The sequence below is a fragment of the Stenotrophomonas sp. genome, from assembly GCF_035634915.1.
GTDB lineage: Bacteria > Pseudomonadota > Gammaproteobacteria > Xanthomonadales > Xanthomonadaceae > Stenotrophomonas.
The window spans coordinates 55,007-75,218 of the sequence record NZ_DASQCB010000024.1 but is presented as its reverse complement, the minus strand read 5'-3'; the positions used below and the strand labels follow the sequence as shown (position 1 = coordinate 75,218).

Here is a 20,212-nt window from a genome sequence, read left to right as displayed (position 1 = left end):
AATCGCCCATTAGTTACCATTGGTAACTAGCCAGGCCGCGAGTCTCCCCATGCACAGTCTGATCGTCGTCGCCCATCCCGATCCCGCCTCGCTCACCCAAGCCGTCGCTGCGCGCATCGCCCAGTCCATCACCGATGCCGATGGGCGCAACTGCGTCACCGTGGCCGACCTTGCCGCCGAAGGCTTCGATCCCCGCTTCAATGCCGCTGACATCGGCCTGTTCAAGCAGGCTGCGGCAGCGCCGGCCGACGTGGCCGCAGAGCAGGCGCGGCTGGATGCTGCCGACACGCTGGTGCTGGTCTATCCGCTGTACTGGTGGTCGTTCCCCGCGCTGCTGAAGGGCTGGATCGACCGGGTGTTCACCCAGGGCTGGGCCTACGCCGACGGTGCCGATGGCAAGGTGGAAAAGAAGCTGCAGCGGCTGCAGGTGCACCTGGTTGGCATCGGCGGCGCGGGCGCGGAGATGATCGAACGCCGCGGTTACGGTGCGGCAATGAAGACACAGATCGACAGGGGCATCTTCGACTACTGCGGTGCCACCGTGCACTCGTCCACGCTGCTGCTGGACGCCGACAGCGGCCAGGCCGCGGCGCATCTGCAGACCGCCACCGACATCGGCCGTACCATAGGCACACCTGCCTGATGATGTAGAGCCGCTGCATGTCCACCGCCGCCACGCCGACCCGTCGCCGGATGTCACGCGAACAGCGCGGCCGCCAGCTGCTGCAGGTGGCCTGGACCCTGGTGGGCGAAGAGGGCACCGATGCGCTCAGCCTGGGGCGCCTGGCCGAGGCAGCCGGCGTGACCAAGCCGGTGGCCTACGATCACTTCATCACTCGCAATGGCCTGCTGGCCGCGTTGTATGCGGACTACGACCAGCGCCAGACCGCCGTGTTCGATGCGCGCATCGGCGCGGCACCTGCGCGCCTGCACGAGCGTGCGCAGGCCATCGCATCGGGCTACATCGATTGCGTGCTCTCGCAGGGCAGCGACATCCAGGCGATTCTTGCGGCGTTGGCCGGCTCGCCCGAGCTGCGCGACGTGCGCCACCGCTACCAGCAGGCGTTCGTAGAGCAGTGCGCGCAGTGGCTGGGCCCGTTCGCCACGGGCGGCGATGTATCCGTGGCTGGGCGCTGGGCAATCCTGGGGGCCGCCGAAGCGTTGTCCGAAGCCGTGGCTGCCGGCGCACTGCTGCAGCCAGTCGCCGAAGCGGAACTGCAGCAGCTGATCATCCACACCGCCACTCGCGCCCAGTAGATCCACGCCACGCGTGGATGGGGCCTTCGCGGGCCGCACGAACTGCAACATTGCCCTGCTATAACGGGCCGCTGTTGGCGGTGCCGCCGCCTCCCGCACTGCAGGAACTCCCATGACCCGACCCCTCGCGCGACGCTGGCTGTGCCCGTCGATCCTGGCTGCGCTTGCCGCGCTCACTGCCTGCCAGTCTTCTACGCGCCCCGATGCGCAGGCGGCCACCGCTACGACTGAAGCGCGTCCGCACAACATCATCGTGATGATCAACGACGGTGCCGGTTGGGGCACCTGGGACGCGGCGGCATACTGGCAGTACGGCAGCCGCGAGGGCGCACCGTATGCGGCGTTCCCGCAGCGCCTGGCCGTCACCACGTTCCCGCTCAACGCCAGTGGCCAGCCCACCCGCGATGATTCGCAGCGCATCGGCTACGACGCGGCCAAGGCCTGGGACACCACTGAAGTACCTGCGCCCGATCTGCCGTTCGTGGCCTACCAGTACCTGGCCGCAGTCGCGACCGACAGTGCCGCTGCCGGTACCGCGCTCTCGTCGGGGGTGAAGACCTACAACAACGCCATCAACTACAACAACGATGGCCAGCCGGTGGAGTTCAACACGCTGCGCGCGAAGGCGCTGGGCATGGCCACCGGCGTGGTCACCTCGGTGCCATTCGCACATGCCACGCCGGCGGCGTTCGCGGCGCAGAGTGAATCGCGCAACAGCTACCACCAGATCGCCCACCAGATGCTGGCCCAGGGCCACATGGACCTGGTGATGGGCACCGGTGGGCCGGGCTACAGCGTGGACGGCAAACCCTGCGTCGAAGGCATGGACAAGGTCGCCGCCGAAGGCTGCCAGAACCCGTGGGAATGGGTGTCGCAGCAGGATTGGCAGCAGCTGGAAGCGGGCACGCCGATTGCCGGCAACCCGTCCGGTGCGTGGCGCCTGATCCGCAGCCGCGAAGACTTCGTGGCCCTGGCCGATGGGCACCTGCCGGCAGACCGCCCGCTGATCGGCGTGCCGCGCGTGGCCAACACCCTGCAGCAGGCGCGCCAGTTGCCGGTGGTCGGGCGCGATGCCGCCACTCCGTCGGGGGTGAAGAAGATCGACAGCGTGCCGGACCTGGCCACGATGACCCGTGGCGCGCTGCGTTTCCTGCAGCAGCGTTCGCCCCAGGGCCTGTTCCTGATGGTTGAAGGCGGCGCCACCGATTGGGCCGCGCATACCAGCGCCTGCGGCACCGAATGGCATTACGGCGCCTGCACCGACCAGCCGCAGTATGGCCGCCTGATCGAGGAAACGGCCGAGTTCAACGATGCAGTGTCGGCGGTAGTGGCGTGGATCGAGCAGAACGGCGGCTGGGAACGCAACCTGCTGATCGTCACCACCGACCACGACAACAGCATGCCGATGGGCCCGGACGCGCAGCAGGTGGCCTTCGAGCCGGTGCGCAACCACGGCCGCGGGCAGATGCCGGGCATGAGCTTCCGCCCCACTGGCAACCACTCCAACGGCCTGGTGCCGCTGTGGGCCAAGGGCAACGGCGCCGAACTGCTGGGCCAGCGCGTGCGTGGTGTCGACCCTGGCTACCGCCAGCATGTGCGCTGGAACGACGGCAGCTACATCGACAACACCGACGTGGCCAAGGCCGTGCAGGACGCCCTGCAGCGTTGACCGCCCCCTGTAGAGCCGAGCCCACGCTCGGCTGCTCTTCGCCCTTTGTAGAGTCGAGCTTGCTCGACCGAAGCGCCAGAAGCAGTCGAGCAAGCTCGACTCTACCGATCCACCACGCAGGCCAGGAACCGCGGCAGCACCGGATTGCGGTTGTCCGCCTTCCAGAACACCACCTGCTGCACGCGCGGCGCGTCCTTCAGGCGCACGAAGGACACGCCGGGCATGCCCATGCGCTGCAGCGAGGCCGGTACCAGCGCAACACCCAGCCCTTCACCCACCAGGCTGACGATGCTCTGCTGAAGCTGCACTTCCAGCCGCACATCGGCCTGCAGACCCGCAGCGTGGAAGCTCGCCTCGATGGCCTCACGCAGGGTCGGCACGACATCGGCAGGCGCGGTGATCAGCGCCTCGCCGGCCAACGCTGTGATATCGACGCTACGGCGCCGGGCCAGCCGATGGTCCGCCGGTACCACCACGCACAAGGGCTCTTCCTGCAGCGGCAGCAGTTCCAGCCCGCGCAGCGAAGCCGGTGCGAAACCGATACCCGCATCCAGCGCGCCCGAGCGCACCCCGTCCAGCAGTGCCATCGGCAGTGCCTCGCGCAGGCGCAACTGCACCTGTGGAAGGGTGGCAATGAAGCGGCGCGCAAGTGGCGGCACCGAGCTGTGTGCGGCGTGCATCATGAAGCCCACCTGCAGTTCGCCCAGCTCACCGGCACCGACCTGGCGGGCGGCATGGCAGGCCTGCTGCAGCGCATTCATCACCGCCTGCGCGTCCTCCTGGAAGCGCTGGCCGGCGGCGGTCAGGCGAACCTGGCGCGAGTCGCGCTCCAGCAGCACCACGCCCAGGGTCTCCTCCAGCGCGGCGATCTGCCGGCTCAACGGCGGTTGGGTGACATTGAGCCGTTCGGCAGCGCGGCCGAAGTGCAGGGTCTCAGCGACGGCCAGGAAGTAGCGCAGCGGGCGGATGTCGATCATGCGCGAATGGTATCGCTGACGCCCGCCAAAAGCATTGGAAGGTATCGATGGGGGCGCGTAGCCTGCGCGGCATCCCCTCACGCCCTGCCGCCCATGCTGTCTGTCCTGGCCATCGTCCTTCCCGTGTTCGCGCTGATCTTCGCCGGTTGGCTGGCGCGCCGCAGTGGTGCACTGGGGCCGCATTCGACCAGCGAGCTGAACCGGTTCGTGGTGCAGCTGGCGCTGCCCGCGCTGCTGTTCGACGTGGTGGCCAATGCGCATTGGCAGCAGCTGTGGCAACCGGGGTTCATCGCCAGCTTCGGTGGCGGGACGGCGCTGCTGTTTGCCGCCACGGTCTGGTGGCGCCGACGCAGTGGCCACGCGCTGGCCGATGCCAGCATCGACGGGCTCAACGCCGCCTACGCCAACACCGGCTTCGTCGGCTTTCCGCTGGCAGTGGCCGCGCTCGGCCCGTGGGCGCTCGCGCCGACGCTGGTGGCCACGCTGCTGACGGTGTGCGTGTTGTTCGCCGCCGCCATCGTGCTGATCGAGATCGGCCTGCAGCGCGAACAGCGCCTGCACCATCTGCTGGCCAAGGTGGCGCGATCACTGCTGCGCAACACGCTGCTGCTGGCCCCGCTGGCCGGTGTGCTGCCGATGGCGCTGGGCCTGTCGATGCCGGCACCGGTGGAGACCTTCCTGAAGCTGCTGGGCGGTGCCGCGGCGCCGTGCGCGCTGATCGCATTGGGCCTGTTCCTGGGCGAGCGCCGCAACCCGGTGCCGGGCAGTGGCCGCAGCGCGCTGCTGCTGGGCGGCCTCAAGCTGCTGCTGCATCCCTTGCTGGTGTGGCTGCTGGCCACGCAGGTGTTCGCATTGCCGACGGCCCTGGTGCATGTAGCGGTGCTGATGGCGGTGCTGCCTACCGGCACCGGGCCGTTCATGCTGGCCGAGTTCCACCACCGTGAGGCATCGACTACGGCGGCCACGGTGCTGGGTACCACGCTGTTGTCGCTGCTGACGGTGACTGCCTGCCTGGCGCTGCTGCGGCTGTAGAGCCGAGCCCACGCTCGGCTGCTGTTCGCAGCAACCCTGCACACGGCAGCCGAGCATGGGCTCGGCTCTACAAAGGTGGACGCCGCCGCACGTCGGCTCTACTTCCGTCGAGCAAGCTCGACGCTACAACAGCGTTACCGCCTGGCCGGCCCGCGCAAATGCTTCACCCAGCAACGGCCCCCGCTTGATCGCCTCCACCTCGGCAAACAGCGCCTGCAGTGCATCCGCCGGGCGCGCGGCCGGGGCGGCCACGGCCTGCTGGATCGCGGTGAAGCGGTCGGCCAGCACCCGATGGCCCGGGTGTGCCTGTGCCCAGGCCTGCAGTGGCTGGCGTACACCGGCCGCCGCATCCAGCTGCTGCTGGTCGAACAGCTCGATCGCCGCCGCCGACGTTGCGGCGCGTTCAATCCGTGCGTGCTTCAGCTCGCGGCTCAGGTACAGGTCGTAGGCCGCGCCACGGCCCACCGCGATGCGCACGCCCTCGCGGTCCAGATCGGCCACGCTGCGCGCCGGGCTGGCTGCGCGCACCAGATAGGTGCCCTCGATCTCGACATACGGCGCACTGAAGGCGATGCAGGCCGCACGCGCCGGATCCACCGCCAGGAACGCCAGATCCCAGCCATCGTCAGCAGCCGCAGCCACGACCGAAGCCGCCGCATCGTGGCAGGTGAAGCGCGCCTGCACACCCAGCCGCTGCGCCAGCGCCGTGGCCAGTTCCAGCGATGGCCCGCGCGGTGAACGTGCATCCCCCTGGGCCAGCACCGGGTTGCCCAGATTGATGGCGACCCGCAGATGGCCGTACGGTGCCAGCGCCTGGCGATGGTCGGACAAGGGCATGCAGTGCTCCGGAAGAACGCGGGGAGACCAGCATGCCAGCAGCAGCGTGCGTTCCGCGTGCGCTCACGCCTGCACGAAGGTGCCGTGGAAGCCCAGCGGTATCGCATAGGGCAGCCACGCCTGGGCCACCGGCCCATCCTGCAGGTGGCGCGCGTCCAGCACAGCAATGCCGCTGCGTTGGTTCACCGGGTCCAGCAGGGTACCCACCAGCCAGCCGTCGTCCGGGTTGCGGCTGCCGGGGCGGGGTACGAACACATGTTCCTCGGCCATGATGTCGCTGCCATAGCGCCACACCTGGCGGCGGCCACGGTCGACGTCAAAGGCGGCCACCGCATTGAAGTACGGCGTGTTGCTGGTGCCATCGACGGTGGGTGCGTACAGGCGCGCGCCTCGGCTGTCGGGCGTGCGCGGGTCGAACAGCGGGAATTCCACCGTGTTGATGCCGGTGTCCTGCCAGCGCGCCTGGCCACGGCGCAGGTCCAGGTGCAGTTCCACCAGGCTGCTGTGGCCGTTGGTGGCATGCGCACCGTCACCAGCCATGGCTTCCTTCATCGGCGAACGCGCCTCATCCATGTTGTCTCGGCGCACGGCGCGCACCACGATGCCGTCCCTGCTGCGGTGTGCATCGCCGAAATGGTAGATCGCCGCGAACGGGGCTTCGAACCATTGCGCCTTGTCCGGTGCATCCTTGGACACTACCGCGATGTTGGCCGCGCGCTGCGGGGCAAACTGCATGCGTTCGAAGAAGCTGCCGCCGCTTTCATTGAAGTCGAAGGGTGCCAGTACGAACACCAGATGCTGGTCGGTCATGGTGAACGCGTGCAGGTAGCCGCGGCCGGGCGTGGCAATCACATCGGCGCTGCGCAGCTGGCCGTCCTTGCCGATGTGCCAGACCAGCAGGCCAGCGCCTCCCATCAGGCTGATCGAGCCGAAGTTCCACAGGCTGCCATCGCGGTCCACCAGCGGGTGCGCCGAGAACGGCAGTGCCGCCAGATCCGGGCGCCAGGTGACCGGGCCGACCGTGTCCAGCGAGTCGGGGTGCACCTCGAATGCCGAGCCGGACTCGCACAGGGCAAACACGCGGCCGTTGAGCGCCATCACCGAGGTGTTGGCCACGTTGGCGTCATCGTTGTTGCGCACCGCCTGTGCGTTGGGAACGCTGGTGCCGGCTGCAGGGTAGAGGAAGCGTCCGGCCTTCTGCTCGCGGGTGAACTTGGGCGTGGCAACCATGCGTGCGCGATGGGTCAGGCTGCCGTCGCCGTTGAAGTGCCAGCGGTGGACCATGCCGTCGCCGTCGAACCAGTGGTCGTAGCGCAGGTTGCCGCGCTCGCTCCAGGCCGGGCCATTGCGGTACAGAGTACCGGCCAGCCCGGCCGGCAGCCGGCCCTGCAACTGCACGGTGGCTGGGCCCAGCGTTTCGCTGCTCACTCCACGCCAGCCCAGCAGCCACGGATGTTCCTGCAGCCCTTGGGCGAACTGCGCCGGGTCGTTGGCGAAGGCCGGTGCGCTGCGCAGGGCGGTGGCACCCAGCGCCAAGCCGGCAGTGCTGCTGATCAGGGTGCGGAGGAAGCGGCGACGATCCATGGCGGGCCTCGGTGCAGGTGGGAAAATCAGCGCAGGGTGATGTCGATGGCGGTACCGGCGGCGGGCACCGCGAAGCGCGCCTCTTCGAAGGTGGGCTTGCGCATCACCTGCGGATTGTTGCTGAAACCGTAGCCTTCCACCGGCATGCCGACCAGATTGGTGTCGAGCTTGCCGTTGTCGTTCTCATCGTGGGTCAGCAGCACGGCGTAATTGCCGGCCGGCAGATCCTTGAAGGTGAAGTGCAGAGTGTCGCCCTGCGGGTGTGCCTGCTGCGCCTGCACCGGTGCGGCTTTGCCGTTCCAGGCCTCGTCGGAGGACACCAGGGCGGCGCGCAGGGTGCCGGTCTGGGCGCGGATGTCGTGCACGTTGACGGTCAGGTCGGCCGCGTGGGCGGTACCGGCCAGCAGCAGGCCGGCGAGCAGGGAGCAGGTCAGGGCGGTGCGGATCATGGCGTCGGTTCCGGTGCGGTGTGTGTGGGGCCAGTCTGCGCCGGGGGCCTCCCCGGGTTCAGGGCCAGTGGTCACCGATCCGACGTGCCAGAAGTCACTTTCTGCAGCGGACCCATTGCCGGCAGGGGCCGCGCCGGTCAGCATGCGGCCATGCCCAGCCTGCTCCGCCATCTGATGCGCCCCCTCAGCCTCGCCGGCATGGTGACCGTGCTGGTGGTCGGCCTGTCCTTTGCCGGCCGCGCCGATGCGGGCCTGAGCCTGCTGCTGCTCGGTGTGTTCCTGCTGCTGTTCGTGGTGCACGGCTGGGCGGCCTTGCCGATGCGGGTCCGTGCTGTCGCTGCCATCGCGCAGACAGTGCTGGCAGTGGTCCTGATCGCCCTGCAGCCACGCATCGGTACCGCACCGGTACTGCTGGTGGTGCTGGTCGCACAGCTGGCCGAACACTGGCCACCGCGCTTCGTGCTGTGTATCGCCCTGCTGGCCAATCTGGCCGAGTACGCCGTGCTGCGCCACAGCGGGTTCAACCAGCCGCTGCTGGTGGCGATGCTGTACGGCGGCTTCCAGGCGTTCGCCGCGCTCACCGCGCACTACGCGCGCAGCACCGCACTGGCCCGCGACGATCTGGCCCGGGTCAACGCCGATCTGCTGGCCACCCGCGCCCTGCTGGCCGACAGTGCCCGCGATGCCGAGCGCCTGCGCCTGGCGCGCGAACTGCATGACGTGGCCGGGCACAAGCTCACCGCCATGCGCCTCAATCTGCGCGCATTGGCCGCCGATCCGGTGCTGGCCGGGCGCGAGGGCCTGCAGACTGCCGAACAGCTGTCCGGCGAACTGCTGGCCGACATCCGCCAGGTCGTGCAATCCATGCGCGATGATCGTGGCCTGGACCTGGACACCGCCCTGCATGCGCTGGCCGCGCCGTTCCCGCGCCCGCGCCTGCAGTTGCAGATTGCCGAGGGCGTGCGGGTCACCGATCCGCGCACGGCCGAGACGGTGCTGCGCCTGGTGCAGGAAGCGCTGACCAATGCCGCGCGGCATGGCGAAGCCGATACTGTGTGGCTGACGATGACGGAAGAGGACTCCCGGTTGCGTATCGATATCCGCGATGACGGACAGCGCGCCGAGCGCATCCGTGAGGGCAACGGCATTTCCGGCATGCGCGAGCGCCTGGCCGATGTGCAGGGGCAGCTCGAGCTGGCCCGTACCGAGCAGGGTGGCATGCACCTGATCGCGCGGTTGCCGGCATGAGCGGCGCACCGATCCGTGTCGCCCTGGCCGATGACCAGGCGCTGGTCCGCGCCGGCCTGCGCGCGCTGCTGCAGGGCCTGGGGGTGCAGGTGGTGCTGGAAGCCGAGGATGGCCAGGCACTGCTGGATGCGCTGGCCACGCAGCCGGTGGACGTGGTGCTCAGTGATATCCGCATGCCCGGCCTGGATGGCATCGAGGCACTGCGCCAGCTGCGAGCGCGCGGCGACGCCACGCCCTGCCTGCTGCTGACCACCTTCGATGAAAGCGACCTGCTGCTGCGCGCCAGCGAAGCGGGTGCACAGGGTTTCCTGCTGAAGGATGCAGCGCCGGCCGACCTGCGCGAAGCCATCGAGCGCGTCGCCGCTGGCGAAACCCTGCTGCTGCCGGTGAGTACCGAGCCGGTGCGCTCGCGCTACCGCTTCCACGATGAGGCGCCGCCCAGCGACACGTTCGGCGAACGCGAAGTGGCCATCCTGCGCCTGCTGGCCGGTGGCTACAGCAACAAGGAAATCGCGCGCAGCCTGTTCCTGGCCGAAGGCACGGTGAAGAACTACGTGTCCACCATCCTCGACAAGCTGGGTACCCGCGACCGCACCCGCGCGGTGCTGAAGGCGATTACCCTGCGCATCATCTGAAGCGGTATGGTGCGGCGATGAACCCCATCATGCACGTCGAGATTCCGGTGGTCGACCTGGCCCGCGCCATCGCGTTCTACCAGCAGTGGCTGCAGGTGGAAATCGATGCCCCGGTGGAGGTGCACGACTGCACGATGGCGTACCTGCCGTTCGACGACGATGCAGGCGGTGCCAGCATGGCGCTGGTCCACGGCGCGGATTATCTGCCGTCCGAGCGGGGCGCGCGCATCTATGTCGGTGTGCAGGATCTCGATGCCAGCCTTGCCCGTGCGTTGCACGCGGGTGCCGCGCTGCGATTCGGCCCCGCCGAGGCAGGGGCTTGGCGCGTGGCGGAGATCGCCGACAGTGAAGGCAACCGCATCGCCATGCAGGCACCTATAGTGGCTTGACGCCCATCGGTAGAGCTGAGCCCACGCTCGGCTTGTCTGGAACGCTACCCGGCCGTCGCCTGCCACCGCTGCAGCCACCCGGCAATGGCCGGGTCCAGCCGCGCATCGTCCGGCAGCCGCACGCCAAAGCCCTCCTGCAGCACCTGCCGCACATCCGCCACATCGCGCAGCGCACGCTTCTGCGGCGCCTGGCCCGGGGGGTACTCGGTGTAGTTGCCGCTGCCCATCGTGCGCCGCCCCTCCGGCCACGTCAGCGAAGCACGCAGTTCCCCGGGGAAACTCGAGTGCGGGTGCGTGCACACATACCAGTTGCCCACCTCGTTGTCGGCCGCCGCCGGCGACGTCAGGTCGAACCGGTACAGCGACCGCCAGTCGTCACCGCTGCTGGCCGCCAGCAGGTAGTCGCCGTCATCCAGGCGCTGCAGCCGGTAGCGTTCATGCGGCGTGTCCTGCGCGGCTGTTTCCTGCAGGCGCAGCGGCACGGTCGGGGTCAGGCTGCCGAAGCCGGTATCCACCAGCCAGTCCTCGCCGTTCAGGCGCACCCGGATCAACAGGTGGGTACGCGGCGTCAGTTCGCCCTCGCCGGCCGACAGCAGCACACGCGCACTCAGTGCAAGGGCATCGAAGCCCAGCGCCTGCAGCAGCGCAAGGAAGGCGCCGTTCAGCTCGAAGCAGTAGCCCCCGCGCTGTGCGTCCAGCAGCTTGCGCTGCACGCTGTCCAGGTCGATCGGCACCGCATCGCGCAGCAGGCAGGTGAGGGTCTCGAACGGCACATGGGCGTTGTGGCGCTGCTGCAGCAGGGTCAACCCGGCCAGGGTGGCCGGCGGCGCGTCCAGCAGCTGCAGGCGCTGCAGGTAACGGCGGATATCGAGCGTGGTCATGACGGCACCAGGCGGGTCAGGGGCACCTACTGTGCAACCGCAACCGGGGTTGAGGTCAAGAGCAGGGCGCCGGTGTCATCGCCCCGTCGCCTGCGGCCGGTACAAAGACCGCAAGTGCGCCGCCAGTGGCAGTTCTCGAAAATAGCTCTAAAGTCCCGCTGAGCCAGGCCGATACAGGTGCGTCCTTTTGCCTGGAGTCTGTCATGTCGACCGTGGTTGTCCGCCTCCGGTCCCTGCGCACCCACTTCGATGGGCTGCGCTCGGCGTTTCCCGGCCTGTTGCGCTGGCTGCAGCCGCACCGGCTCAGCGTGGCCGACAAGCTGAAGGCCACCCTGTGGGTCTGCGGCCTGGGCCTGGTCGCCATTGCCGGCGTCTACGCCTGGACCGGCCACAGCAGCGCACAGGCCGCCCGCAGCCAGGCAAGCTACCAGCACGGCAGCGATCTGGCCGCGGCGCTGGCCACCCGCGTGGCGGAGGCACGACGCCTGCAGACACAGTATGCGCGCAGTTTCGATGATGCCGACCGCAGCCAGCTGCTGGCCACCCAGCAGGAGCTGAAGCAGGATCTGCAGGCGTTGCGCGCGATGCCGATGGATGCCGGCCGGCGCAAGGCGCTGCAGTCGCTGGCCGAAGCGGTCGACGGCTTCTCGCAGGGCATCGCCGCGCTGTTCGAGCGCGTGGATGAGATGGGCCGCGGCGACGCGGGCCTGGCCGCGCAGCTGCAGCAGGCCGCCGATACGCTGCAGGCGAACGTGACCGCACTTCAGCGTCCGGCGCTGGACCTGCACGTGCAGAAGATGCGCCGGCAGGAAGCGTTGCTGCTGCTCGACGGCGATTCCACCCATGCCGACCGTGCCAGTGAAGAGAAACTGCCCTTCGACCTGGCGCTGGCAGGCTTGCCGACCGGGGCGCAGGAAAGCCTTCGCACCGACATGGATGCCTACCAGGCCGCGCTGTTGGGCTACACCGCCGCCCGCGTCGGCCTGGATGTGGAAGCCCAGTCGCTGCTGGAAACGGCCGCCGGCGTGGCGCCTGCACTGGCCGCCTTCCAGAAGGCCCAGGTACAGGCGCTGGCCCAGGCACAGGCACGCCAGCAGGCAGGTACACGCACCATGAGCGTGCTGTTCGCCGCAACGCTGGCCCTGGTGGCGGGCGTGCTGATCACCAGTCTGGTGCTGGTGCTGCGTGCAGTACGCCGGCCGATCCAGGACACCCTGCGCTTCGCCAGTGACATCGCTGACGATCGCCTGGACACCACGCTGCGCGTGCACAACGCCAACGATGAGATCGGCCAGCTGGCGCAGCGCCTGATCGACATGCAGCAGCGCCTGCGCGCACGCATCGAGGACGAGCGCACGATAGCCCGCGGCAACACCCGTGTGCGCCAGGCACTGGACAGTGCACAGACCGGCCTGATGGTGATCGACGCGGAAGGCGGGGTGGCTTATGCCAATCCCGCCCTGCTGCAGCTGCTGGGCATGCAGGCAGACACGCTGGTTGGCAGCGAAGCCGTGCGCCTGCACCCGGCAATGACCCGCCTGGCCGGCGTGCGCCGCCGCGAGGAGCACGAGATCAATCACCTGGGCGTGCGTTACCAGTTGATCGCCAACGCGATCATCGATGAGGACCACTTCCTTGGCGTGGCGGTGGAATGGCGCAGCCGCGCGCTGGAAACCCTGCTGGAAACCGAAGTGGCTGCGCTGGTTGACGCGGCCGCGCACGGTGAACTGCAGGGGCGCATCGCGCTGGAGGGCAAGCAGGGCTTCGTGCGTACCCTGTCCACCAGCATCAACCATCTGCTGGCAACCTTCGAAACCAATCTGGGCGATCTGCAGACGCTGCTGGCGGCACTGGCCCGCGGCGACCTGAGCGTACGCATGGAGGGCGATCTGCAGGGTGTTTTCGCGCGCATGCGTGACGATGCCAACGCAACTGTCGGCCAGCTCGGCCGCATCGTCACCCGTATCCAGCAGGCCACCTCGCGACTGGATGTGGGTGTGGGCGAGATCGTTGCCGGCCACCATGACCTCTCGCAGCGCACCGAGCAGCAGGCGGCCAACCTGGAAGAGACCGCCGCGTCGATGCACGAACTGACCGATACCGTCGGCCGCAACGCCGATGCCGCCGGCCGCGCTGATGCGCTGGTGCAGGGTGCGGCTGCAGTGGCCGCACGCGGCGGCCAGGCCGTGGGCCAGGTCGTGGCGACCATGCACGGCATCAGCGAGGCCTCGCGGCGCATCGGCGACATCACCCAGCTGATCGACGGCATCGCCTTCCAGACCAACATCCTCGCGCTGAACGCCGCCGTGGAGGCCGCGCGTGCCGGCGAGCAGGGACGCAGCTTCGCCGTGGTGGCCTCTGAAGTGCGCCTGCTGGCCCAGCGCAGCGCCGAGGCGGCCAAGCAGATCAAGGGGCTGATCGAAGATTCGGTCACCCGCGTCGGCCAGGGCAATGTGCAGGCCGAACAGGCGGGCACCACCATGGGCGAGATCGTCGGCAGCGTGCAGCAGCTGGCCGAACTGCTTACCGCCATCCGCAGCGCATCGCAGGACCAGCACGCGGGCATTGCCCAGGTGAACCAGACCATCGTGCAGATGGAATCGAGCACCCAGCGCAATGCCAGCCTGGTGGAAGAGGCCGGGGCATCGACTGCGCAGATGCAGGCGCAGGTGCAGGCACTGGCCGAAGCCGTATCGGCGTTCCGCCTGCAGCCGCAGCGACAGTCGCGCGTGGCGGCGTGAGGGTCTGATCGCCTTCGCCGGGCCATGCCCGGCGAAAGCACTCAATACACGTCGCGGCGGTAGCGCCCGTTCTCCAGCAGCGCTTCCACCTCGTCATCGCCCAGCGTCGCACGCAGCACCTGGTCAACCCCCTCGGCCATGCCCTGCAGCGAACCACACACGTGGATGACCGCGCCGCGCTGCAGCCACGCCTGCAGTTCCGCCGCAGCGGCCTGCAGACGGTGCTGCACGTAGCCGCCGCCGTCGGCATCACGCGAGAAGGCCAGGTCCACGCGGGCCAGATGGCCCCCGGCCTGCCACTGCGCGATCTCCTCGGCGAACAACTGGTCGTGCGCGCGCTGGCGTTCGCCGAACAGCAGCCAATGGCCATGCTGGTCGTGCTGCGCGGCTTCGCGCAGCAGGCTGCGCAGGCCGGCGATGCCGGTGCCGTTGCCGACCAGCACCATCGGCGCGCCGTCCTGGCGATGGAAGCCCGGGTTGCGGTGCACGCGCGCGGCAATGCGGGTGCCCAGCGGCGCATGCAGCGACAGCCAGCCCGAGCCCAGGCCCGCGCGGCCCGCAGCGTCGTGCACCAGGCGCACCACCAGTTCCACCGCACCATCGGCGGCGCACGAGGCGATGGAATATTCGCGCCCCGGCAGCGCCGGCAGGCCGGCCAGCCACAGCGCGGCGTCCTGTACCGGCAGCGCGGCCCCTTCGTCGGGCAGCGCGCGTTCGCCTGCCAGTTCCAGCAGCGTGCGTGTGGTGCCGTCGAGCAGCAGCGGCTGCAGCGGGTCCAGCCCATGCGCCTGCAGCACCGCCGTGGCGTGCTGCACGCTGTTGCGCGGTGCGATGTGCAGGATGTCGCCGGCCTGCCAGGTCGTGCCGGCCGGTGGCGCCAGCCGGATCTTCCAGATCGCGCCGCCCAGGCTGCCCGGGTTCAATTCACTGCGTGCCAGCAGCTGCCAGTCATGCATCTGCGTGGCCGGCGGCAGCACGCTGTCATCGGTGTCGATGCCAGTCAATGCGCTCAGCTCGCGCTGCCACTGGCGCAATGCCCCCACCGAGGCGGCGTCCACGTCGATGCGCGGGAACAGCGGCTGCGCACCGTTGCCGGCCAGCCACGCGTCGACCGCGGCGCCAAACGCGCAGTAATGCGGGTACTGCCGATCTCCCAGCGCCAGCACGCCATGGCGCAGGCCCGAAAGATCCACGCGCTGGGCCAGCAGCTGGCGCGAAGCACGGCGCGCGTTGTCCGGTGGTTCGCCATCGCCGAACGTGCTGAGCACGAACAGGACCTGCGGGCTGTCCTGCAGCAGCGCGGCGGTCACCCGCGCCAGCGGCAGCACCTGTACCGGGTGCCCGGCGGCCTGCAGCTGCGCCGCCGCGCGCCAGGCCAGCTGTTCAGCCAGGCCGCTCTGGCTGGCATGGATCACCCGCCACGGCGTGCCTTCGCCGCCGCCGTCCTGCGCCGCAGGCAGGGTCTGCCGCAGCGCACGTGCCGCGCGCTGGCTGCGCCGGCGGTCCAGGTACAGCATCCAGCCGGTGATGAAGAACAGGCACATCGCCAGGCTGCTGAGCATCACCACCACGCGGCCCGGCAGGCCGAAATAGCTGCCCGAGTGCAGCGCGAACATGCTGGTGGCCAGCTTGGCGCCGGTGCCCTGGCTTTCATAGGGTCGCGCATCGAGCAGCGCGCCGCTGGCCGGGTCCAGCTGCAGCAGGTCCTGCGCGCGGTCGTGGCCGCCGCCGCGCAGGGCAGGGTCGCCGGCCATCACCCGCACATTCAGTACCTGGCCCGGCTTTTCCGGCAGGCGCAGGTCGATGTAGCCGCTGCGCACGCCAGGCTGCGCGTACAACGTCTCTTCCACGCGCTGCAGATCAAGCACGGCCTCGGCATCCACCTTGTGCTTGGCCGGCGCAGGCACGCCGAGCACACTGCTGGCGGCACTGCGGTACCAGTCGAACGACCACCACAGGCCGGTCAGCGCACTCATCAGGTAGATCAGCAGTACCCAGGTGCCGATCACCGAGTGCAGGCTCCACAGGAAGCCGCGGCCGCTGCGCTTCCATTCCACTACCAGCCAGCTGCGCCAGTGCCACCAGCGGCGCGGCCAGCGCAGATACAGGCCGGACAGGGCGAAGAACAGCAGAGCGATGGCACAGCTGCCGACCACGACCTTGCCGCGTTCACCTGCCGCAAGGTGCCGGTGCAGGTCTTCGACGAAATCGAAGAACGCCTGGCCACGCAGGTGGCTGAAGCGTTCGCCGTTGTAGGGGTTGAAGTAGACCCAGTGGTCCTTGCCGCCAGCAAAGCGCGCCACCGAGGGGCGCTGGCCGGTAGCGTCCACGCGCAGGCGTTGCAGCGGCCGCTCGCTGCCGGCCTGCAGCAGTGGCACCAGTTCGCTCAGCGCCAGCGGCTGCTGGCCCTCGGCATGATGTTCGGCGATGGCGGCGAAGCCGGGGTTGGCGGCACGCAGCAGCTCATCCTCGAAGGACAGCGTGGCGCCGCTGAGGCCCATGATGGCCAGGATGGTGCCGGCCGTGATGCCCAGCAGCCAGTGCAGTTGGAACAGGACGTTCTTGAACATCGGGGAGAGAGGCCGTCGAGGCTGCCGCCCGCATCCTGCGCAACAGCAAATGAGAATTAATCCCGTAATTCTCCGGGGGCGGACGGGCTGTGGTCAAGGAGGGTTTTATTGCAGGGCTTGCAGCCCTGCACCCGCTTCAAGCCACAGCAACGTCAACTTCAAAAGCTGGCTTTCCGTGGGATGGCGGGGTGGGTCCGGTGGCAGGGGACGCCGTGAATCCGTCCATGGAGGCTCGGTCGCGCCTTGCTCGTGTGCGCTGTCCTGCGCACACGGCAAGGCCGGGGTTGGGCGTCCTGCCCAACCCGCCCGAGGCATGCCTCGGGCCCATGGCGCTCACGCCCCTGCCACCGGACCCACCCCGCCTTCGACAGTTTTCCGCGATCTGTCGGAACGGCATTCTGCTCTCGTGGGTGTCGACCTTCTGCTCTGGTGGGTGTCGACCTTGGTCGACACGGATGAATTCATTCGATATCTGACAGGAGCAGCGTGTCGACCAAGGTCGACACCTACCAAAAGCCGAGCGTTCCAGCAGTCGCCGTTACCCACACCCACAGTGCCCCGCCATTCCACGGAATGCCCGCTTTTGACGTTGACGTTGACGTTGAGCAGGTGCAGGGCTGCAAGCCCTGCAAAAAAACCTACTCCACCCAGCCTGCAATCTCGCCGTGCGCGAACGGTCCCAGCTTCGCCTTCACCATCCGCCCCTGCGCATCGAACAGCACACTGTACGGCAGCAGCCCCTGCGCATTGCCCAGCTGTACGCTGGCATCGCGTGGGCCCGGGGTGTCCAGCACGATCGGGTAACCCACCGGCACCCGCTGCAGGAAATCAGCCACGCCCTCCGGCGTATCCAGCGCCAAGCCCAGCACCTGCACACCGTGCTCGCCCTGCGCTTCGGCGAAGCGGGCCAGCTCGGGCATTTCCTCGATGCAGGGCCCGCACCAGCTGGCCCACACGTTCACCAGCAGCGGCCGGCCGCTGAAACGCTGGCGGATATCCAGCGGTTGTCCGTCCACGCCAGGCAGCACCAGCGCCGGCAGGACATCACCGGGGCGCAGGACAGGAATCGGAGGCTTCACATCAGCAGGTGTTGAAGCCGGTGGCGCAGGCGTCGGCGTCAACCGGTGCCCGGCCCACAGGCCCAGGCCGGCGGCCAGCACCGCTGTCCACAGCAGTGCCGGCCGTTGCCACCTCATCGGGCGGTGCGCAGCAGCGCTTCTTCCACCAGGGCCTGGCTCAGCAGGGTCGGCAGCACGGTCGGCGGTGCGCCCGGGCCGTACACCACATACAGCGGCACGCCCACGGCCTTGTGCTCGTCCAGGAACGCGGTGATCTGCGGGTCCACATTGGTGTAGTCACCGCGCATGTACACCGCGTTGGTGCGCTTGAGCAGTTCCTTGAACTCCGGACGCGACAGCACCGCGCGTTCGTTGGCCTTGCAGCTCACGCACCAGTCGGCGGTCATGTTGACGAACACCACGCGGTTGTCCGCGCGCAGGCGGTCCAGCATCTGCGGCGAATAGTCCACCACGTTGTCGCTGGATGCCTGGGCCGCACGCGTCGGCGCGGCCAGCTGGGTCACGCCCCACACCGGGCCCAGTGCGGCCAGGGCCAGCAGCAGGCCGAGCAGGCTGGCGCCACGCCGGCTGCGCCAGCGGCTGGTCTCGAACAGCCACAGGCCAGCCGTCAGCAACAGCAGGCCGCCCAGGGCCAACGCCATGCCGTCCACGCCGCGCTGCTTGCCCAGCACCCACAGCAGCCACAGGGCGGCGGCGTACATCGGGAAGGCCAGCACGTGCTTCAGCGTTTCCATCCACGGGCCCGGCTTGGGCAGGCGACGGGCCAGCGCCGGCACGAAGCCGATCAGCAGGAACGGCAGCGCCAGGCCCAGGCCGAGGAACAGGAACACCAGCATTGCCGCGATCGGCGGGGCCACGAAGGCATAGGCCACGGCTGGGCCGAAGAACGGACCGACGCAGGCGCTGCCGACCACGCACGCCAGTACGCCGGTGAAGAAATCACCGGCCGGGCCGCTGCGGCGTGCCAGCGACTGGCCGAAGTTGCCGATGCCACCGCCCATGGTGAACACACCGGACAGGCTCAGGCCAACGGCGAACATGATGTAGGCCAGCGCGGCCACCACGCCCGGGTGCTGCAGCTGGAAGCCGATACCTACGGCATTGCCGAGCATGCGCAGGCCCACCATCAGCGCGCCGATCACCGCGAAGGCCACCAGCACGCCCAGCGTGTACCACATGGCATGGCTGCGGGCGCGCTCGGCGCTTTCACCACTCTGCGCCAGGCTCAGCACCTTCAGCGACAGGATCGGCAGCACGCAGGGCATCAGGTTCAGCACCAGGCCACCGCCCAGCGCCAGCAGCAGCACCCACAGCAGCGAGCTGTCGGTCCTGGGCACGCTGCCCGGCGGCTTGGTGCGCTTGCCGTTGTCCTGCTGCGCATCGGCGGCGAAGGCATGGGTACCGGCCGTGCTGACGCTGTCGGCGTCGGTGGGACTGTTCGGCACGGTCGGCAGCAGGCGCCGCGGCGTGCCGTCGGCCTCCGCAGGCAGGCGGTCAGCGGTCGCGGTGGGTGCCGCCGCCGCAGCGGCAGTGCCGGCGGCGGTCAACGTGCCGGCCGGGATCGACAGCTTCACCCGGCGGGTCATCGGCGGGTAGCAGATGCCATCGGTCTGGCAGCCCTGGAAGGTCACCACCAGCGTGCTGTCCACGGCGTCGGTGCGGGTACGGCGCAGCGGCAGCGGCACTTCCACCTGGTTGAAGTACACCGAGACATCACCGAAGTGCTCATCACGGTGCGACTGTGCGGCCGGCCAGCGTGGCTTGTCGGCCAGCACGCCGGTGCTGCCTTCCAGCTTCAGCGAGGTGCGGTCGCGGTAGAGGTAGTAACCCGGTGCAGGGCTGAAGCGCAGCAGCAGGGTATTGCCGTCGCTGGCGATGGCGTCGAAACCGAAGGCCTGTTCCGACGGCAGCGGCAGTGCCTGGGTATTGCCCGCGCCCGGCAGGCGCAGGCCGCCACCGGTACCGGCCAGCGGGTTGTTGAAGGGGGTGACGCCGGTGGCGCGCGCGGTGGGCACGGCGGCCTGGCCACCGCCACCGGGCAGGGTCACCTGCACCACGCGCTTCTGCGGCGGGTAGCACACGCCCGCGTCGGCGCAGCCCTGGTAGCGCACTTCCAGGCTGATGGTGCCGGCCGCATCGGTGGGGGCGCCGGGCAGGGTGGCCTGCAGGCGCTCGCGGTAGGTTTCCACCTCGCCGAAGAAATCGTCGTGGTGCTTGTTGCCGGCCGGCATCTGCAGCGCACCGGCGTTGAAGGCCGGGTCGGCCTTGACGCTGGTGCGGTGGCGATAGAGGTAGTAGCCGGGGGCGATCTTGAACTGCAGTTGGATCTGGCCTCGTTCGGGCGCACTGGCGGTCAGGGCGAACGCCTGGTCGACCGGCAGCAGGTCCTTCTCATCCAGTGCGAAGGCCGGCAGGGCCAGCCACAGCAGGGCGCACAGCGCGGCGCCACGAGCAAACAACTTCATCAATCGGTGTCCTCCCGGGTCTGCGCCCGGATCCAGTCCAGATACGCCGGCAGGCCGGCCCGGGTTTCGACCGCGATGCACTCCGGGAGTTCATACGGATGCAGTTCGACGATGCGGGCGATGGCGTCATCGACGCGGCTCGCCGTGGTCTTCACCAGCAACTGCAGTTCGGCGTCGGTGATGACGTCGCCCTGCCAGCGGTAGGTCGACTGTGCCCCCTCCAGGCGGGTGACGCACGCAGCCAGGCGCTCGCTGACCAGCGCGTGCGCGATGCGCTCGGCACTGGCCCGGTCCGGGCAGGTGGTCAACAGCAGCAGGACGGGATCGACGGTCGACATGACCGCCGAGTATAGGGCCGCCGCCGGGTCAGGGCCCGGCGGCGGCATGGACCGCTGCGTT

General features: G+C 69.1%; 17 protein-coding genes. 8 read left to right on the top strand and 9 right to left on the bottom strand.

What is annotated here, in order from left to right; translation table 11 throughout:
• Positions 1–49: 49 nt before the first annotated feature.
• From VER16_RS18850 to VER16_RS18840, 3 genes are all read left to right on the top strand, one after another.
• A complete protein-coding gene (locus VER16_RS18850) occupies positions 50–643 on the top strand; it encodes an NAD(P)H-dependent oxidoreductase (protein ID WP_324810746.1) in 594 nt (197 codons plus the stop codon).
• 17 nt (positions 644–660) lie between these two features.
• Positions 661–1,257 carry a TetR/AcrR family transcriptional regulator gene (locus VER16_RS18845; protein ID WP_324810744.1) on the top strand — a complete coding sequence of 199 codons (597 nt, stop codon included), beginning with the start codon at positions 661–663 and terminating at the stop codon, positions 1,255–1,257.
• A 112-nt stretch (positions 1,258–1,369) separates the two neighbouring features.
• Entirely contained in the window at positions 1,370–2,926 is a 1,557-nt protein-coding gene (locus VER16_RS18840; protein ID WP_324810742.1) for an alkaline phosphatase, read from the top strand.
• A 101-nt stretch (positions 2,927–3,027) separates the two neighbouring features.
• Here VER16_RS18840 and VER16_RS18835 read toward each other — a convergent pair whose 3' ends face one another.
• Positions 3,028–3,903: a LysR substrate-binding domain-containing protein gene (locus tag VER16_RS18835; protein WP_324810741.1), complete on the bottom strand. Its 876-nt coding sequence runs from the start codon at positions 3,901–3,903 to the stop codon at positions 3,028–3,030.
• A 93-nt stretch (positions 3,904–3,996) separates the two neighbouring features.
• On the opposite strand from VER16_RS18835, the gene VER16_RS18830 reads away from it, so the two are divergent.
• Entirely contained in the window at positions 3,997–4,935 is a 939-nt protein-coding gene (locus tag VER16_RS18830; RefSeq protein WP_324810739.1) for an AEC family transporter, read from the top strand.
• Positions 4,936–5,058: 123 nt separating this feature from the next.
• Here the strand turns inward: VER16_RS18830 and VER16_RS18825 are convergent, their stop codons facing one another.
• The 3 genes from VER16_RS18825 to VER16_RS18815 form a co-directional block, all read right to left on the bottom strand.
• On the bottom strand, positions 5,059–5,772 hold the full coding sequence (locus tag VER16_RS18825; protein ID WP_324810736.1) for a transporter substrate-binding domain-containing protein: 714 nt from the start codon (positions 5,770–5,772) through the stop codon (positions 5,059–5,061).
• 63 nt (positions 5,773–5,835) lie between these two features.
• Positions 5,836–7,356, bottom strand: a complete 1,521-nt coding sequence (locus tag VER16_RS18820; protein WP_324810734.1) for a carotenoid oxygenase family protein — start codon at positions 7,354–7,356, stop codon at positions 5,836–5,838.
• A 26-nt stretch (positions 7,357–7,382) separates the two neighbouring features.
• On the bottom strand, positions 7,383–7,805 hold the full coding sequence (locus VER16_RS18815; protein ID WP_324810732.1) for a DUF2141 domain-containing protein: 423 nt from the start codon (positions 7,803–7,805) through the stop codon (positions 7,383–7,385).
• 150 nt (positions 7,806–7,955) lie between these two features.
• On the opposite strand from VER16_RS18815, the gene VER16_RS18810 reads away from it, so the two are divergent.
• The 3 genes from VER16_RS18810 to VER16_RS18800 are packed head-to-tail and all read left to right on the top strand — an operon-like array spanning position 7,956 to position 10,077.
• Entirely contained in the window at positions 7,956–9,053 is a 1,098-nt protein-coding gene (locus VER16_RS18810; protein WP_324810730.1) for a sensor histidine kinase, read from the top strand.
• On the top strand, positions 9,050–9,688 hold the full coding sequence (locus VER16_RS18805; RefSeq protein ID WP_324810728.1) for a response regulator transcription factor: 639 nt from the start codon (positions 9,050–9,052) through the stop codon (positions 9,686–9,688). The genes VER16_RS18810 and VER16_RS18805 overlap by 4 nt, the downstream gene beginning before the upstream one ends.
• Before the next feature lie 17 nt (positions 9,689–9,705).
• The gene (locus VER16_RS18800) at positions 9,706–10,077 is read left to right on the top strand and encodes a VOC family protein (protein WP_324810726.1); all 372 of its coding nucleotides are present in this window, start codon (positions 9,706–9,708) and stop codon (positions 10,075–10,077) included.
• A 44-nt stretch (positions 10,078–10,121) separates the two neighbouring features.
• Here the strand turns inward: VER16_RS18800 and VER16_RS18795 are convergent, their stop codons facing one another.
• The gene (locus tag VER16_RS18795; protein ID WP_324810725.1) at positions 10,122–10,958 is read right to left on the bottom strand and encodes an arylamine N-acetyltransferase; all 837 of its coding nucleotides are present in this window, start codon (positions 10,956–10,958) and stop codon (positions 10,122–10,124) included.
• 203 nt (positions 10,959–11,161) lie between these two features.
• Between VER16_RS18795 and VER16_RS18790 the strand changes: the two genes are divergently transcribed.
• Positions 11,162–13,699, top strand: coding sequence for a methyl-accepting chemotaxis protein (locus tag VER16_RS18790; protein WP_324810724.1), 2,538 nt, complete (start codon positions 11,162–11,164; stop codon positions 13,697–13,699).
• A gap of 41 nt (positions 13,700–13,740) precedes the next feature.
• Here VER16_RS18790 and VER16_RS18785 read toward each other — a convergent pair whose 3' ends face one another.
• The 4 genes from VER16_RS18785 to cutA all read right to left on the bottom strand — a co-directional run bounded on the left by VER16_RS18785 (position 13,741) and on the right by cutA (position 20,151).
• Entirely contained in the window at positions 13,741–16,269 is a 2,529-nt protein-coding gene (locus tag VER16_RS18785; protein ID WP_324810722.1) for a sulfite reductase flavoprotein subunit alpha, read from the bottom strand.
• 638 nt (positions 16,270–16,907) lie between these two features.
• Positions 16,908–17,465 (bottom strand): TlpA disulfide reductase family protein, encoded by a 558-nt coding sequence (locus VER16_RS18780; RefSeq protein WP_324810720.1) that lies wholly within the window; start codon positions 17,463–17,465, stop codon positions 16,908–16,910.
• Complete coding sequence (locus VER16_RS18775; RefSeq protein WP_324810719.1) at positions 17,462–19,816, bottom strand: protein-disulfide reductase DsbD domain-containing protein; 2,355 nt, start codon at positions 19,814–19,816, stop codon at positions 17,462–17,464. Before VER16_RS18775 ends, VER16_RS18780 begins: the two co-directional genes overlap by 4 nt.
• Positions 19,813–20,151 (bottom strand): divalent-cation tolerance protein CutA, encoded by a 339-nt coding sequence (gene cutA, locus VER16_RS18770; protein WP_079223704.1) that lies wholly within the window; start codon positions 20,149–20,151, stop codon positions 19,813–19,815. Before cutA ends, VER16_RS18775 begins: the two co-directional genes overlap by 4 nt.
• Positions 20,152–20,212 lie beyond the last annotated feature (61 nt).